Origin of the sequence: Roseburia sp. AM16-25 (assembly GCF_003473825.1) — a bacterium.
Taxonomy (GTDB): Bacteria; Bacillota; Clostridia; order Lachnospirales; family Lachnospiraceae; genus Pararoseburia; species Pararoseburia lenta.
Genome location: NZ_QUCW01000001.1, coordinates 134,891 through 150,690, shown reverse-complemented (window position 1 = coordinate 150,690; position 15,800 = coordinate 134,891). Strand labels below are relative to the sequence as shown.

Sequence of the window (15,800 nt, the reverse complement as noted above, 5' to 3'; positions counted from 1 at the left end):
TATAAATACCAATATGGTTGAAAGGAGGGAAAATATAGGACAAGTGGTATTTTATATATGAAGAAAATGAAAAGAGAACAGTAGAAGGAAATATTATTTCAAGATTGGAGAAAAAATGAAAAAATACAAAAAAAATTTATCAATTTTGGTAATGGCAGTTATACTTCTGTCATCAAATCTAGTTTCAAATGCGGCACCAATGAAAACAAATGAAAAGTTACAGGGACGTTCGCTGGGAGAACAAGTACAGTTGAAAAAGCAATTCGAAAATATGTTCCCAGAAGAATATCATTACATATTAGAATATGAACAGAATGGCGTTTCTGAAATGGATGTCAATGATGTTAAAGTGATTTTTGATGAAACAAAGAAAGATGGTAAAATGGAGTACAACCTGATTGTGTTCAATAATGGGCAGGTGTTTACAAATACATCAGAATTGTTGAGTGAAAGAAAAAAAGATGGGATGATGCGTGCAAGTGAGAGTACAGTATACACGAAGAATTTTACAGTCGGAGACGTTGGAAAATATGCAACTTTTAAGGCAACGTATGTGATTGAATTATACTCGAATGACACGTTATCATCATGCGATGTTGTGCGTAGTGATTTTGTTCTTTATCCATTCAATAAAAAATATAAAAGAATGGAAGATAGTAATGGCAACGCATACTTTGGATATGTGAATTGCCCGACAAATGTTGAAAATTCTGGAGTTATGTATGATATTGGAGTGAAAGTAGGTAATAATAGGGCAAGGGGATTTGCTCGTGTATCGACAGGGGTTGATGCGGCAATCTGGTATATGCTAAATCCGTATGTATAATGGGATTTGGATTAGTTGATATAGAAATCCGACAAAAAGAATATAAAAGATTGCCGAGTGATTAGAGACGTTAGGGGGGAAAAGAATTGAGAAAGAAAAAAATCATACAGTGGATGTCCATCATTTTATTGCTTATCTATGCGGTTATCTTTGTTATCATGCTGGTTAATTTGGGGATGATGCAGCAGGCGGCAGAGGACATGAGCAGCGGTGTTCTTGCAACGACAAGGGCAGCGGTTTATTATGCCCTGATTCATGGTGGATGTAATTTATGTTTCAATGCTATGGCACTCTTGTCCTTGAAATATAGAAAACTTACGATACCAACTATATTTGTGGGACTGCTAATTTCTGTCGTTATGTGCTTTGTATCAAATTATTTGTTAGGAACGTATTGGAATAGTTCACTCGCCTTTGTTCTGCGGATGGTTATGATAGTATTACTGTCCTTACTTTATCGGGATACTATCAAGGACAGGTACTAACCCATAAATAAAGCAGATCCCTGCAGGGCGCATCTTTATTTCTCTGGCAGAATATGGTACAATGCTCTGACAGAATTTGTTTTTTAAGGGAGATAAGTGCTATGAGTGCTATGCCGGGCAACAACTGGGGAGAAATTTTTTACAATCTGCTTGTTATTTATTTGTTTTTGTCATTGGTGCTGACTTGTTATTCGGTCATCCGTATGTATATTGTTAAGCATTTCTGCAATGGCGTAAAATATGGCAAGGCGCGTATCAAGCAATTGACAGCCCAGGGACGTTTTCGTCAGTTGCCGGTCTATTCTCTGGACGAGATTTATGAGGATAAAGACTTGGGAACTGTTCGTTTGAGTGTATTTCCGAATGATTCCGGAGAAAAGACAAAATATGTGCTGATCTTACCGGGCGGTGGCTACGCGCATTGTGTGACACGAGAAGAAGGCTATCCGATCGCGGCAAAGTTTAACGAGATGGGATATACCGCTTTTGTATTGGAATATCGTACCGGCTTTCACTGTACCCCATATGCACCGATGGAGGATGTATCGCGTGCAATCAAGCATATTGAGGAGCATCAGGTTGAGTACAACATCGACCCGGAAGGCTATGCCCTCTGTGGTTTTTCAGCCGGAGGCAATCTTGCGGGTATCTATGCCAGCCATAATCATGGATATGAGGAGTATGGCACACGCCGTCCGGCAACTATCATGCTGGGTTATCCGTGGACCAATATGCAGCACTGGCTGGATCACCCATATTGGAATATCTGGAAAGGAATCATGGGTGTCTGGCTGTCTGAGCGTGGCTTTATCTATATGTTCGGCCGTTCCTGCAATCATGAAAAGAGAGAGTCTCTATGTGTGCAAAAGCAGGTGCGAGATGATTATCCGCCGACCTATATTTTTTCCGGTGGACGTGATGTACTCGTTCCGGCGTCCCATCATGCTGAGGTCATGGTAGATGCGCTCGAAGACCATCATATCAAGTATCGCTACCGCAGGTTTTTCGCCCTGCCACATGGCATCGGTCTGGGACTGGGAACCAGTGCAGAAAAATGGTTGAAAGAGGCTGTGGATTTCTGGCAGGAAAATGTAGCAGAAAAAGAAAATTGAGACGAAGTAAGTGCATATATAAAAAGTGGGTACCAAGGATGGAAAATCCGAGGTACCCACTTTTAAAATGCTTATTTTTTGTTGTAGAGTTCGCAGATAATGTGAACACAAGTTTCTTCGCCGAGTTCCCCACTATCTAGGGCTACATCGTAATTGTGGTAGTTACCCCACTGCTGATCGGTGTAGTATTTGTAGTAGGTCTTACGTTGCTTATCCTTTTTGGCAAGACGTTTTTCAATGCCGACATTCTTAATCTCGCCATAGCGTTTGAGAACACGCTCTGTACGATGTTCCATGTCAGAATGGATAAAGACGTTCAGACATTTGACGTCCTCTTTGCGCAGGATATAATCCGCACAGCGTCCGACAATGACGCATGGTCCTTTGGCTGCACAGTCAAGGATGACGCGCTTTTGCGCGATGAAGATCTCGTCCTGTGGACTTTGGAAATACATGGCACTGGCTGCTGAAATGTCAAACCATTTATTCGCAGAGGTAGAGTATTCGCCCTGTTCTTCGATCAATTCTTTGGCATAGCCACTTTCTTCTGCCACGCGTGTCACAATTTCCCCGTCATAAAATGGTATACCGAGTTTGGCTGCAACCTTTTCGCCAATGCTGTGTCCGCCACTACCAAACTCTCTACTTATCGTTATTACTGGGTACATATGCATTACCTCCCTTCTTTCTTACCCTTATTATATTTAAAATTGTCAGAAAAATCAATGCGAAATCTCGAAAGATTTGTTAAATTTGTCCTGCAATTATAAACTTTATTTAATAAAAAGTTAATATCCAGTTCACCCACTTTTACCGGAAATTGGATATAATAAGAAAGTAAGTTAGGGGGATTGATAGTATGTCAAGCGCAGCGAGAGCAGTACGAAAACAGACCGTGGCATCTGTAAATATGGGGACAGATGCAAAGACCAAGAACAAGGGGAAGAAAATGAAAAAGGGGAAACAGGATATGGAAGAAAGACAAGAAGAAACAATCGAACAGGATATAGAAGTGCAGGAGACCTATGAAGAAGAACGGGGTTCAACGGCATACCAGACCGTCGATGGTAGGGCAGAGACGATCGAGGTCTATGAACTCATGACCTCACAGGCGACGACCGGGGAAGATATGCGTCATATGGCGGATATCCATGATGAATTTATGCACACCATGGATCCGATCCTTCGCATGTATAATGCGGCTATGAACGTTACGGAAACCCGTATGAACATCATCAAGGATGAGTTCAAGTATCGCGGACTCCGCTGCCCAATCCATCATATTGATACGCGATTAAAGTCTATGAAGAGCATTGTCGGCAAGTTGGAGAAAAAGGATCTGGATCTTTCTTTGAATGTTGCCTGCAACAATATCTATGATATTGCCGGAGTTCGTGTCGTATGTCCTTACATCAAGGATGTATATCTGATCCGTGACCGTTTGATGGCACAGGATGATGTACATATCATGGAGATCAAGGACTACATTGCCAATCCGAAAAAGAACGGCTACCGCAGTCTGCACATGATCATCCGTGTGCCGGTCTATTTTATGAATAAGAAGCAGTTCGTACCGGTCGAGGTGCAGATTCGTACCGAGGCCATGGATATGTGGGCAAGTCTGGAACATGATATCAAGTACAAGTCCCTGTATCAGGATATCGGTGTGGATTTTACAGGTGAGTTATTGGAGTGCAGCAAACTCATCTATCAGGCAGAAGAGAAGATGGAATACATGAATAATGTGTTGGAGGGATAGAAAGTTCTATTGACTGACAATAAGATAAAAAGTGTGAAAAATATGTGAAATTAGCACTCACCTCTTGACAGTGCTAATAAATGGTGCTATAACATAGTCAGAACAAAGGAAGAGGGAATAAAAAGAGAACCAGATGTTCCCCGAGTTTCCTTAACAACTTCGTTCCAAAGAAACAAGGTAAACAAGCATGAGGTGTTGCCAGAGGCGGCACGGTAGAAAAGGAGAGATGACTTATGTTAATGCCTAGTATTTTTGGAGAGAATTTATTTGATGAGTTTGATAACTGGATGGACGCTTCCTTCCATGATGTTGACAAGGCTTTGTATGGTAAACATGCGAAGAACATGATGAAGACAGATGTCAAAGAGACAGAGAAAGGATACGAAGTCGATATTGACCTTCCGGGATTTAAGAAAGATGAGATCCAGTTGGAATTAAATGATGGTTACCTGACCATCAGTGCAGAAAAAGGATTGGATAAAGACGAGGAGGACGAAAAGAAACACTACCTGCGTCGTGAGCGTTATGCCGGCAGCATGAGCAGGAGTTTCTATATCGGTGAAGGTATCACCGAGGAAGATATTCATGCGAAGTATGAATATGGTATCCTAAAATTATCTATTCCGAAGGAGCAGCCAAAGGCGGTTCCTGAGAAACACTTCATTTCCATTGAAGGATAATCGGACGATCCAGAGCCGGTGCTTTCGGGCACCGGTTCTTTTTTTTGTCCTTTTTCCTGTTTGTAACCTTATTTGTCCGGGTGTGCTATAATGAAATGAAATGTTTTATGATAGGAGTTAATCACACATGAAGATCAATGAAAAATATAAGGGGATTTTCTATATTATCCTGGCGGCATTTGGTTTTGCCTTTATGAATTTATTTGTCAAACTGGCGGGAGATCTTCCGGCGATCGAAAAAAGTTTCTTTCGGAATCTGGTCGCCGTCTTTTTTGCCTTTGTTGTCATGAAAAAGGAGCATATAGCCTTTTCTATTCCCAAAGGCAGCGGCAAGTATATCTTCTTTCGTTCCCTTTTTGGAACCGTCGGTATTTTTGCAAACTTTTATGCGATCGGGAAACTCTATATTGCAGATGCATCCATGCTCAATAAGTTATCCCCTTTCTTTGCCATTATCTTTTCTTATTTCCTATTAAAAGAGAAGATTCAGCCATACCAGTTGATCTGTGTGATCACGGCATTTATCGGAGCACTTTTTATCCTGCGCCCGGGCTTTGACAGCGTTGCAACTTTGCCTGCATTTATTGGTATGATCGGCGGTATGGGAGCGGGGCTTGCCTACACTAATGTGCGCATTGCGTCCAAGCATGGGGCTCCGGGACCGCTGATCGTCTTTTGCTTTTCCGTATTTTCCTGCCTGTGTGCCGTTCCTTTTATCATCGTCGATCACCAGCCTCTTGCCTGGTGGCAGTTGGCATCCCTTTTGATGGCGGGACTTTCCGCAACGCTGGGACAGTTCTCCATCACGGCGGCTTATACCTATGCGCCGGCGAGCGAATTATCCGTCTATGATTATACGCAGATCGTCTTTGCTGCCCTGCTTGGCATCATCTTCCTTGGGGAAGTGCCGGATGTTATCAGTATTCTGGGTTATCTGATCATCTGCGGCGCCGGTATTGCCATGTTTTTGATCCGCAAGAAAAAAGAAGCATAAGAGGGTAAATATGAAAAAACTCATGGTTGTTATGCATATGTCCGGGGCATATGCCGAGCAGACATTTTATAAAGAAAAGAAAGAGGGCTGGCAAATATGTCAGATCACTTGTCAGGATATCGAGGGGACAAATTGCTACTGCGATGATGCGGCAAAAGAAAGCCTGCGTGAGAGGGTAAGACCTTATTCTTATGAGGGCATACATTTTTTGGATTCCGGAAATTATCACTATCTGTCCCTGCTCTGGCTGGAAAAGATAAAAGAACCTTTTTCTTTGATCTTATTTGATCATCACCCGGACTTACAGGCTCCGTCCTGGGGCGGTATCACCTCCTGCGGCGGCTGGGTAAGGGAAGCACTGCTGACCAATGAAAAGTTGCAAAGGGTATATCTTGTGGGTGTGGATGCGCATCTGATCGAGGACGTACGCGCAGAAGATGAGGCAAGCAATAAAGCAGGCGTGCAAATGTCTGATGCGACAGGAAATACGATATCTGCAAAGAAATTGTGGGAAAAGATCCGGATCGGCATGCCGGATTTTTTACAGGAAAAGCATCCCATCTATGTCTCTTTTGACAAGGATGTTTTGCGTGAAGAAGATGCTGTCTGCGACTGGGATCAGGGAGATATGACTCTGGATGAAGCAGTGGAAAAATTGCAGGAGATCAGGGAAAGAGCAGACAAAATTCTTGGTATGGATATCTGCGGGGAGGATGCGCGCTGGAAGCAGACACAGGAGGCAGGCACCTGTCAGATCAATGACCGGTGCAACCGGAGACTTGTGGAAACGCTGGAATAAGCACTTTTATCTAGCAAGGAACACAAAGGAATGTGCCGAAATGCATGTTCATGCCTTACACAAAAAAAGAAAGTGATGCAACGCACACATCACTTTCAAGTAAGGGGGAGTTATGAAAAAGTTATGTTCTTGTCTTTCGACATTATTTATATTACAGGTCAGATGTGACGAAACTGTGTTGCCTTTATTAAAGAAATATGAAGAATTTCAGAAATAAAATTTATAGTTTTCATATGCTGATAGCAGGCATATAAAAGCGGCGCAGTTTGACATTTTTATGGAGGCAGTATATAATCTCACGGAGAACTTTGACAAGTGAATAATTGATAATATGTGACACATTGTCCTCAGTTTAGCGCCAGGACCTTAGAAAAAGGTCGACGAGGAGAAGGGTTATCGAAAATTCGGCGGATGCCCTTCCGTAGATCTCAATGCGACATATATTGGCAAATATGTGGGTAACTACAAAACAAATCCAATATAATGAGAGTAAGAAAAAATAATTGCAGTCCGGTGGATCATCCGGCTGCTTCGTATAGAAAGAATGAGGATTTAAAATATGTGTGGAATCATAGGATTTATTGGAAATGATGCTTTAAATGGCATTTTAAACGGGCTGGAACTGCTGGAATACAGAGGTTATGACAGTGCGGGATTTGCTATCCGAAGAGCCGGCGAGAGCCTGCCGGAGATTCACAAATGCCAGGGACGTGTCAAAGACCTGCGGGAGATTTCTCCGAAAACCGGTGACTATACCTGTGGCATCGGTCATACAAGGTGGGCGACCCATGGCGGCGTGTCTGATACAAATGCGCATCCACATCGTGTGGGAAAAGTAACTCTGGTCCACAACGGGATCGTGGAAAATTACAAGGAACTGAGTGAAGAGTATGAGGTGGAAGACCAGTTGGTATCAGAGACGGATACCGAGGTGGTAGCGGCTCTTTTGAACAAGTTTTACAAGGGAGATCCGAATGAAGCCATCCGCAGAACGGTCAAGAAATTAAAGGGTACCTATGCTTTAGTGGTCATGTTTGATGATATCCCGGATACCATTTATGCGACCAGAAACGTAAGCCCGATCGTTGTGGCAAAGAACGAGGAACTGACCATTCTGGCATCCGATCCGGCTGCCTTGTACGAGTATTCCAAGGAGTTTTTTGTCTTGGATGAAAAGTGTATCTTAAAGGCGACCAAGGCGCAGGTTTCTGTTGTTGATTTCAATGGACAGGAAGTGCAGCCGAAAATGCAGGTCGTTGACTGGGATGCAGGAAACACCGGCAAGCAGGGCTATGCTTATTATATGGAAAAAGAGATCAACGAGCAGCCGGAGGCTTTGAAGCGGATCCTGACAAACTACCTGGTGGATGGCAGTATCGATCTTGGCTATGAAGGGGCTGTGGATAAAATGCTGACCTCTTTTAACCGCGTCTGCATCGTAGCATGCGGAACCGCTTTGCATGCAGGCATGATGGGAGCTCATCTGTTTCGGAAATGGCTGGGTATTCCGGTCGAGACAGAGATGGCATCGGAATTTATCTATTCGGACACCGTCTTGGATAAGGACACACTCTTTATCGCAGTATCCCAGTCCGGCGAGACCATTGATACCATGGAAGCATTAAAGAAAGCGAAAAAAGAAGGCGCTGCCTGTCTGGCAGTCTTAAATGTCAGAGGTTCATCCATTTCCCGTATCGCAGATTATACGCTTTATACCGATGCGGGACCTGAGATCGCGGTTGCCAGCACAAAGGCATATACGACCCAGTTGATGATCTTTTATCTTCTGGTATTGCGCTGTGCATCTTTGCGGGGCAGGATGACAGAGGCGGATCTGGAGCATGCACTGGAAAATCTCAGAAGAGTGCCGGATGCTATTACCCAGGTCATTGCCATCAAAGACGACATCCATCGTCAGGCTAAGGAAGTGATCATGGCAAGCGACCTCTTTATGATCGGTCGCGGCATGGATTATCTGGTTCTGCTGGAGGGAGCCTTAAAACTCAAGGAGATCTCTTACATCCATTCCGAGGCGTATGCTGCCGGAGAATTGAAGCATGGACCGATCGCCCTGATCACAGACGGGACACCGGTCATTGCAGCAGCGACCCAGACCAAACTGATCTCCAAGGAACTTTCCAATGTAAAAGAAATCAAGGCGAGAGGTGCCAATGTCGTGCTCCTGACCAAGGAAGAACTGAAAGCGGACTTTGCCCAGAGCGATGAGTATCATGTGATCGGTCTGCCAAATCTGGACGACGAATATATGTCATTCCCGGAGATCGTTGCTTTGCAACTCTACTCCTACTATGTGTCAGCAGATAAGGGGCTGGACGTAGATAAGCCAAGAAACTTGGCAAAAGTTGTAACTGTAGAATAAAATCGAAAAAAATGAGGACAATGTCATATTATCAACACAGGTCAAAGAATTGGGAAAGCAGATATATCTGCTTTCTCTTTTTTATGCAGACATCAATTATTTAATAAGTTTAAAAAATATACTTGCATTTTACTGATCTAGGTTCTATAATTAGTTAAACGAATTAAAAAATTAAAGCGAGGGGGTTTTTACAATAAGAATTGAAGAGATTTTAAAAATGGAAGTAAGCATTGGTTCCGGGGAGAATCAGTTTTCCATGTCCAGAGGAAGTTTCAAGTACAAACAGAAGATTTCCGGGAAAAGAAAACTGACCTTACAGAATCAGGAGAAGACCGAGGAGGGCTATCTTTTGACCTATGTAGATCCGAAAGGAAGCAGTGCCAAAGAGCAGGTACATCAGTTTGCCGTGACCCAGCAGGGTTCACAGATCCGTCTGGCTTATGTGGGAGAGGAAAAGCCGGGGGTCAATCGTTACTGGCTGACCTTTGTGACCAATCCAAAGGAGCATATCTACGGTTGTGGGGAGACCTATTCGGAACTAGATCTGAAAGGACAGAATGTACGTATCTGGGTGGCAGAGCATCAGAACACCGGACGTATTTCCAAAAAGATCATTAAGGAAAAGTTACTGGGTAAGCACCCGGACAAGAAACTTTCCTTTGACAAATACGAATCCTACTATGCACAGCCGACCTTTGTTTCCAGTGACAAATATTATGTGCATTGCGATATCAATGCCTACAGCGAGTTTGATTTTACCGATGCCGGAAAGATCACCTTATATTTCCAGGAGCCGCCGGTCATCATCACAGACAGCGGTCAGGATTTTGCAGAGGTATCCCGCAAACTGACAGGACTCCTTGGCAGACAAAAGGCATTGCCGGATTGGTTATATGACGGCGTGATCCTGGGTATCCAGGAGGGAACAGATGTTGTAGATGCCAAGATCAAAAAGGCAAAGGAAGCAGGCGTTCCTGTGGTCGGTGTCTGGTGTCAGGACTGGTCAGGCTGCAGAAGAACCGGTTTCGGCTATCAGGTCATGTGGAACTGGGAGTGGGATCAGGAACTTTATCCGGGACTGGATAAAAAGATCGCAGAATGGAAAGAAGAAGGTGTCCGTTTCTTAGGCTACATCAATCCATTCATTGCCATTGAAAAGGACTTATATGCATATGCATCTGAGCACGGTTATTGTGTCCAGGATCGCGAGGGCAAAGATTATCTGGTGACCATTACGACTTTCCCGGCAGCTATGGTTGATTTTACCAACCCAGAGGCATACGAGTGGTACAAGGGACTGATCAAGGAAAATATGATCGGACTTGGCATGGGTGGCTGGATGGCAGATTTTGGTGAGTATCTGCCGATCGACGCTGTGCTTTACAGTGGAGAGGATCCGGCGATCATCCATAACCAGTGGCCGGCGATCTGGGCAAAGATGAATCAGGAAGCCGTTGCAGAATGCGGCAAGGAAGGTCAGGTATTCTTCTTTACCAGAGCAGGACATACCGGAACGATCGCACATTCCCATATGATGTGGACGGGCGATCAGCATGTTGATTGGTCTATTGATGACGGACTGCCGGCAGTGATCCCGGCGACCTTATCTCTTGCTATGAGCGGTTACGGTATCGCCCATTCGGATGTCGGCGGTTATACCACTATCATGCATATGCGACGCAGCAAGGAATTGCTCTTGCGTTGGGAGGAAATGAATGTATTTTCACCACTCTTCCGTACCCATGAGGGCAACCAGCCGGTCAACAATGTGCAGTTTGATGATGACGAGGAACTGTTGGCGCAACTTGCCAAGTGCGGCAGGATGCATGTCGCTTTAAAAGATTATCTCAAGGGTCTGGTGGCTGAGGAGATCAGCGATGGCACACCGGTCATGCGCCCGCTCTTTTATCATTATGATGAGGCAGAAGCCTACACCGAAAAGACAGAGTATCTTTTAGGCAGGGACCTTCTGGTAGCACCGGTTTATGAAGAAGGCGCAAAGAGCCGCACGATCTATCTGCCAAGCGATGGCTGGGTCAACATTTTTGACGGCAAGGAATATGTAGGCGGACATATGATCGTGGAAGCACCGATCGGCAAACCACCGGTATTTGTTAGAAAAGACAGTAAAGACTACGAAGCACTCATGCAAGTAGCCCAAGCATAAAATTTATAAAAAGGAGATTACGAAAATGAAGTATTTTTTAGACAGTGCAAAAATTAACGAGATCCGTGAGGCATATGACACATTTGGTATTGATGGTGTTACAACAAACCCAAACCACATCATGTTGTCCGGTAAGCCATTCAAGGAAGTTTTAAAAGACATGGTAGAGTTTGTAGAGGAAAAGGACATCGTAGGTTATGAAAAGTTCCCAATCTCTGTTGAGATTAACCCACATCTGGATGATGTAGATGAAATGGTGGCTATGGGCTCTGAGATCGCTGCCATGTGCGACAACTTTGTCATCAAGATCCCTTGTACACAGTCCGGTATCACGGCCGCAAGAATTTTGGAGAAAAAGGGTGTCAGAACCAATGTGACCTTAGTTTTCTCAGCATCACAGGCTATCGTTCCTGCAAAGAATGGTTCCCTTTTCGTTTCTCCATTCATCGGATGGAAGGAAAACAGTGGTGAAGACTGCAAGGAATATATCCAGGATATCGTTGATATTTACAAGAATTATGGATTCTATGGCAAGACCCAGATCATCTGTGCAGCCGTTCGTAACGGTAAGCAGTTTGTTGACTGCGCAAGAGCAGGTGCTGATATCGTGACCGCAGGATTGCAGGTATATAAGGACAGCATGTATCATCCATTTACAGATTACGGCATGGCAAAATTCCAGGGCGCATGGGATAAGACAGTCACAGAGTAAATTTGCAGGAAAATCAGGAGGTTAGGTAATGAAGATCGGATTTATCGGACTCGGCATCATGGGCGAGTCCATGTGTGAAAATATTGTAAAGAAGCATGACGACAAGGTATATGTTTTTGACTTTGTCGAAGCAAAGGTAAAGCAGTTGGAGGCAGTGGGAGCCGTAGCATGCAGCAGTTCCAAGGAAGTAGCGGAACATGCAGATGTCATCATTTCCATGGTGCCAAAGTCAGAACATTCCAGAAGTGTCTACAATGAAGTCCTTCCGGTACTGGATGCTACAAAGACCTGTATCGATATGTCAACGATCGATCCGTCTGTTTCTGTTGAGATCTCAGAGATGGTCAAGGCAACAGGCGCACAGTTTATCGATGCCCCGGTTGTTAAGAGTAAACCTGCAGCTATTGCAGGTAAACTCGGTATCTATGTCGGTGGTGACGAGGCTACTTTTGAGGCTATGAGGCCAATCCTTTCTTATATGGGAGAAAATGTGATCCGTATGGGAGACAACGGCAAGGGGCTGGTCATGAAGATCTGTCACAACGCTTTGGTTTCACAGATCCAGAACGGTGTCAACGAGACATCTACTTTGGCGGCAGCCAATGGCATCGACATCATGACTTTTGCACAGGCAATCTCCTATGGTGGAGGTCAGAACTTCTACCTGGATTCTAAGAAGGAGCCGATCTCAAAAGAGGATTATACCACAGCATTTTCTATCGAAAATGAATACAAGGATGTCAATATCTGTATGAACCTTGCAAAAGAATGTGGCGTATCCATGCCGGGCGAGGAAAATGCACTTCGCGTTTATCAGGCGGCTATGGATGCAGGCTATGGAAAGGAAGATTTCTGCGCAACGATCAAGGTCGTAAGAGAGCAGTAAAGGGATAAAAAGATGGAGTTATTGGAAGCGTTAAACGCATGTAATGATGTGAAGATCTATTCGGTTGAGGATGCAGAGTTTTCCTCCTTCGGACGGATTATCAAGGGATATGATTTTGAAGAACTGGAAACCTATATGAATCTGACGTCACAGATCCCGGAAGATGGAAATGTCTATGTGGCATCGGTGGAAGAGATGGAGAGCGAGCCGGTAGCAGAACAGATCGCTGCAAGTTTTTACGGTGGTATGCCGATCCAGATTGGTTATTGTAATGGCAGAAATACGACATACAATGGCTTTGAATATCATAAAGGCAGTGAGATCAATATCGCGATCACGGATTTTATGCTGGTCTTAGGACATAATTATGATATCTGTCACAATACTTATGACGTATCGCAGGCGACGGTTTTCTTTGTACCGAAGGGAACGGCAATCGAGATGTACCAGACCACGCTTCACCTGTCTCCTCTGCGCGTGACGGACGAGGGATTTAAGGACATCGTTATTTTGCCGCGGGGAACCAATACCCCTTTGAGCCAGGCAGAAAAGCAGGCAAAGCAGCAAACCGGGGATGAGGAAGCCATTCTTTTGTTACAGAGGAACAAATGGGTCATTGCGCACCCGGATCGTGAGCCTCTGATGAAGCAGGGAGCCCATGGTGGTGTGACCGGGGAGAACAAGGAATTGTTCTATCCAAAGGAGTAAGTTATGTCCGAAATACTGTTTTACATAGTGATCTTTTTGGCAAACATTATCCAGGGTATCACAGGGTTTGCGGGAACGATCCTGGCAATGCCTTTTTCTATCCATCTGGTGGGCTATTTGGTCGCAAAGCCGGTATTAAATGTGCTGGGGATCATCGCCGGCATATATGTTGTCGTGGGTGGTTATAAGAATGTAAATATCAGAGAACTAAAGCGTGTGACCTGCTATATGGGCATTGGTATCATCGTCGGTATTCTGGTAAAACATTTCTTTACCGGACACGAACGTCTGCTGTATGCGGCGCTGGGCATCTTTGTCATAGGTATCGGTGCACGAGGTCTGATCGCTTTTGGCAAGTACGCATGGGAAAACGGCTTTGGTATCATGGATAAAAGTCCAAGAAAGTCCAAAGGGTCTACCGAAGAACGAGAGCATTACATTGAAAAGGGCATGACGGCGAGTGCCAGAGCCTTGCTTCTTTTTTCCGGTGTCGTGCATGGTATCTTTGTCTCCGGCGGACCACTGATCATCACCTATTTGTCCAATCACACCAAAAGCAAGGAGGAATTCCGCAGGACGGTATCTGCGATCTGGATCATCTTAAACAGCATGATCCTTGTCAGCGACATCATGGCAGGTTACTACACTATGAACACCATACGGATCCAGGCAATCTCTGTGCCGTTTTTGTTTGGCGGCATGTTTTTGGGCGGTATTTTGTTTAAACGGATGAGTCAGACGGTTTTTACCGTGCTGACCTATATTCTGCTCTGCATTGCCGGAATCAGTCTTTTGTGTAAGTGATGTTTTGCGGCTTTTGGTTGACCAGAGCAAATAATATGAAGAAAAATGTACATAGATGATGTGCAAAAAGGAGTTATAGAAAGATGAAAAAAGAATTTCAGATAGCATATGTACCGATCGGTGTACCGACCTTTCATTTGGAAAGTGCACAGAAGGAATTTGATAAATCGGTGGCTTTGATCAAGAGTCTGACGGATGCCTGCGTCTTTCCAAAGGAGATGCTCTTATCCATTGACCTTTTGGATGCATTTTTGGAAGAGTGCCAACCGGATCTCGTGATTTTACAGAACATTACCTTTGCCAATGCAGCCTATGCAAGCGAGGTATTAAAGAAACTGGATTGCCCGATCCTTCTTTGGACCCTGCGTGAGCCGGCCATTGATGGCGGCAGACTCCGCTTGAATTCGCTGACTGGTGCCTACTCTGCAGCAAATGCCATTAAGGCGTTCCGTAAGGAGCCGCTCAACTATATCTTTGGCTCACCGGAGGAGGAAGAAGTCAGGGCGAAAGTTGGCGCAACCATACGCGCTGCAAAATTAAAATACGATATGCGTCATCTGACGGTAGCAGCGGTAGGACATACACCGCAGGGCTTTGGGTTTGGACGCGCGCTGGATCTGGAAATGCTGGAAAACTTTGGAGCAAGTTTAGAATCCATTGAAGCAAGGGAATTGATCGACATCGCTAAGGGATACAGTGATGAGGATGTAAAAGACTATCTGGCAGATGCAGGAGAGCGTATGTGCGGTCTGGAAAATACACCGGAGCAAAACCGCAAGGATTTTGCCAGACTCTATCGTGCTTACAAGGAATATGTAAAAGACCATCATGTAGGGGCATTGGCATCCCGCTGCTGGCCGGACTTCTTTACCGCATTTGGGACACCGGTCTGCGCCGTGCTTGCCATGTTAAATGACCTTGGCGTGGCAGCAAGTTGTGAGGCGGATACTTATGGAGCACTTTCCATGTATCTGGGTATGCAGCTGACACAGCAGGCAACTTTCTTTGGCGATCCGGTTTCCATGGATGAAAAAGAAAATACCATCACTTTCTGGCATTGTGGAACGGCAGCCTGCTCTTTGGCAAGAGAGGATACCGGGGCAAAGGTCGATGTACACTGCAATCGAAAGATTGGTCCAACCCTTGATTTTGGATGTAAGCCATGCAAGGAAGTTACCATTTTCCGTATCGGTAAGGATAGTGACGGAGACTTCCGATTCTTTATTGCCGGCGGGGAAGCCCTGGACAAACCAAAGCAGTTTAATGGTACATCTCTGGTAGTAAAGACGAACGCAGATGCAAAGACCATTGTCTATGAAAGTGTTGAGGCTGGATGGGAGCCGCATTTTGTGGTTGCCTATGGAAATGTAGCGGCAGAACTTGAAATTTTGGCAGGAATGCTTAATATGGAAGTACAGAGATATTAAATGCGTCACAGGCGATCGAGTCTGGCGCAATCGTGTGTCAGGCTAGATTTTATTTAAGGAG

Annotated in this window: 15 protein-coding genes; 14 read left to right on the top strand and 1 reads right to left on the bottom strand. The window is 44.7% G+C overall.

Features of this window, described 5'->3' with window-relative positions; genetic code table 11:
- The first annotated feature begins 115 nt into the window (after positions 1 to 115).
- The 3 genes from DW183_RS00715 (at position 116) to DW183_RS00705 (ending at position 2,423) form a co-directional block, all read left to right on the top strand.
- Complete coding sequence (locus tag DW183_RS00715) at positions 116 to 826, top strand: hypothetical protein (RefSeq protein ID WP_118280188.1); 711 nt, start codon at positions 116 to 118, stop codon at positions 824 to 826.
- Between the two features lie 86 nt (positions 827 to 912).
- A complete protein-coding gene (locus DW183_RS00710; protein ID WP_118280187.1) occupies positions 913 to 1,311 on the top strand; it encodes a hypothetical protein in 399 nt (132 codons plus the stop codon).
- 101 nt (positions 1,312 to 1,412) lie between these two features.
- Entirely contained in the window at positions 1,413 to 2,423 is a 1,011-nt protein-coding gene (locus tag DW183_RS00705; RefSeq protein WP_158572987.1) for an alpha/beta hydrolase, read from the top strand.
- Positions 2,424 to 2,494: 71 nt separating this feature from the next.
- Here the strand turns inward: DW183_RS00705 and DW183_RS00700 are convergent, their stop codons facing one another.
- Complete coding sequence (locus DW183_RS00700; RefSeq protein WP_118280185.1) at positions 2,495 to 3,091, bottom strand: cytidylate kinase-like family protein; 597 nt, start codon at positions 3,089 to 3,091, stop codon at positions 2,495 to 2,497.
- 191 nt (positions 3,092 to 3,282) lie between these two features.
- On the opposite strand from DW183_RS00700, the gene DW183_RS00695 reads away from it, so the two are divergent.
- The 11 genes from DW183_RS00695 (at position 3,283) to DW183_RS00645 (ending at position 15,739) form a co-directional block, all read left to right on the top strand.
- A complete protein-coding gene (locus DW183_RS00695; RefSeq protein ID WP_243069482.1) occupies positions 3,283 to 4,182 on the top strand; it encodes a GTP pyrophosphokinase in 900 nt (299 codons plus the stop codon).
- Positions 4,183 to 4,415: 233 nt separating this feature from the next.
- On the top strand, positions 4,416 to 4,862 hold the full coding sequence (locus tag DW183_RS00690) for an Hsp20/alpha crystallin family protein (RefSeq protein WP_118280184.1): 447 nt from the start codon (positions 4,416 to 4,418) through the stop codon (positions 4,860 to 4,862).
- Positions 4,863 to 4,989: 127 nt separating this feature from the next.
- On the top strand, positions 4,990 to 5,856 hold the full coding sequence (locus DW183_RS00685) for a DMT family transporter (protein ID WP_118280183.1): 867 nt from the start codon (positions 4,990 to 4,992) through the stop codon (positions 5,854 to 5,856).
- 10 nt (positions 5,857 to 5,866) lie between these two features.
- A complete protein-coding gene (locus tag DW183_RS00680; protein WP_118280182.1) occupies positions 5,867 to 6,655 on the top strand; it encodes an arginase family protein in 789 nt (262 codons plus the stop codon).
- Between the two features lie 559 nt (positions 6,656 to 7,214).
- Positions 7,215 to 9,035, top strand: coding sequence for a glutamine--fructose-6-phosphate transaminase (isomerizing) (gene glmS / locus DW183_RS00675; RefSeq protein ID WP_118280181.1), 1,821 nt, complete (start codon positions 7,215 to 7,217; stop codon positions 9,033 to 9,035).
- A gap of 217 nt (positions 9,036 to 9,252) precedes the next feature.
- The gene (locus DW183_RS00670) at positions 9,253 to 11,202 is read left to right on the top strand and encodes an alpha-glucosidase (RefSeq protein WP_118280180.1); all 1,950 of its coding nucleotides are present in this window, start codon (positions 9,253 to 9,255) and stop codon (positions 11,200 to 11,202) included.
- Between the two features lie 25 nt (positions 11,203 to 11,227).
- Positions 11,228 to 11,914, top strand: a complete 687-nt coding sequence (locus DW183_RS00665) for a transaldolase family protein (protein ID WP_118280179.1) — start codon at positions 11,228 to 11,230, stop codon at positions 11,912 to 11,914.
- A 28-nt stretch (positions 11,915 to 11,942) separates the two neighbouring features.
- Entirely contained in the window at positions 11,943 to 12,800 is an 858-nt protein-coding gene (locus DW183_RS00660; RefSeq protein ID WP_118280178.1) for an NAD(P)-dependent oxidoreductase, read from the top strand.
- 12 nt (positions 12,801 to 12,812) lie between these two features.
- A complete protein-coding gene (locus DW183_RS00655) occupies positions 12,813 to 13,508 on the top strand; it encodes a DUF4867 family protein (protein ID WP_118280177.1) in 696 nt (231 codons plus the stop codon).
- Between the two features lie 3 nt (positions 13,509 to 13,511).
- On the top strand, positions 13,512 to 14,312 hold the full coding sequence (locus tag DW183_RS00650; protein WP_118280176.1) for a sulfite exporter TauE/SafE family protein: 801 nt from the start codon (positions 13,512 to 13,514) through the stop codon (positions 14,310 to 14,312).
- A gap of 83 nt (positions 14,313 to 14,395) precedes the next feature.
- On the top strand, positions 14,396 to 15,739 hold the full coding sequence (locus tag DW183_RS00645) for a fucose isomerase (protein WP_118280175.1): 1,344 nt from the start codon (positions 14,396 to 14,398) through the stop codon (positions 15,737 to 15,739).
- Positions 15,740 to 15,800: the final 61 nt, after the last annotated feature.

What these genes read in the sequence shown, in the direction of transcription:
- DW183_RS00665 (WP_118280179.1), top strand. Translation starts at nt 11,228, where the DNA reads ATGAAGTATTTTTTAGACAGTGCAAAAATTAACGAGATCCGTGAGGCA.
- DW183_RS00685 (WP_118280183.1), top strand. Translation starts at nt 4,990, where the DNA reads ATGAAGATCAATGAAAAATATAAGGGGATTTTCTATATTATCCTGGCG.
- DW183_RS00700 (WP_118280185.1), bottom strand. Translation starts at nt 3,091, where the DNA reads ATGTACCCAGTAATAACGATAAGTAGAGAGTTTGGTAGTGGCGGACAC.
- DW183_RS00680 (WP_118280182.1), top strand. Translation starts at nt 5,867, where the DNA reads ATGAAAAAACTCATGGTTGTTATGCATATGTCCGGGGCATATGCCGAG.
- DW183_RS00650 (WP_118280176.1), top strand. Translation starts at nt 13,512, where the DNA reads ATGTCCGAAATACTGTTTTACATAGTGATCTTTTTGGCAAACATTATC.
- DW183_RS00715 (WP_118280188.1), top strand. Translation starts at nt 116, where the DNA reads ATGAAAAAATACAAAAAAAATTTATCAATTTTGGTAATGGCAGTTATA.
- glmS (WP_118280181.1), top strand. Translation starts at nt 7,215, where the DNA reads ATGTGTGGAATCATAGGATTTATTGGAAATGATGCTTTAAATGGCATT.
- DW183_RS00705 (WP_158572987.1), top strand. Translation starts at nt 1,413, where the DNA reads ATGAGTGCTATGCCGGGCAACAACTGGGGAGAAATTTTTTACAATCTG.
- DW183_RS00655 (WP_118280177.1), top strand. Translation starts at nt 12,813, where the DNA reads ATGGAGTTATTGGAAGCGTTAAACGCATGTAATGATGTGAAGATCTAT.
- DW183_RS00645 (WP_118280175.1), top strand. Translation starts at nt 14,396, where the DNA reads ATGAAAAAAGAATTTCAGATAGCATATGTACCGATCGGTGTACCGACC.
- DW183_RS00690 (WP_118280184.1), top strand. Translation starts at nt 4,416, where the DNA reads ATGTTAATGCCTAGTATTTTTGGAGAGAATTTATTTGATGAGTTTGAT.
- DW183_RS00670 (WP_118280180.1), top strand. Translation starts at nt 9,253, where the DNA reads ATGGAAGTAAGCATTGGTTCCGGGGAGAATCAGTTTTCCATGTCCAGA.
- DW183_RS00660 (WP_118280178.1), top strand. Translation starts at nt 11,943, where the DNA reads ATGAAGATCGGATTTATCGGACTCGGCATCATGGGCGAGTCCATGTGT.
- DW183_RS00695 (WP_243069482.1), top strand. Translation starts at nt 3,283, where the DNA reads ATGTCAAGCGCAGCGAGAGCAGTACGAAAACAGACCGTGGCATCTGTA.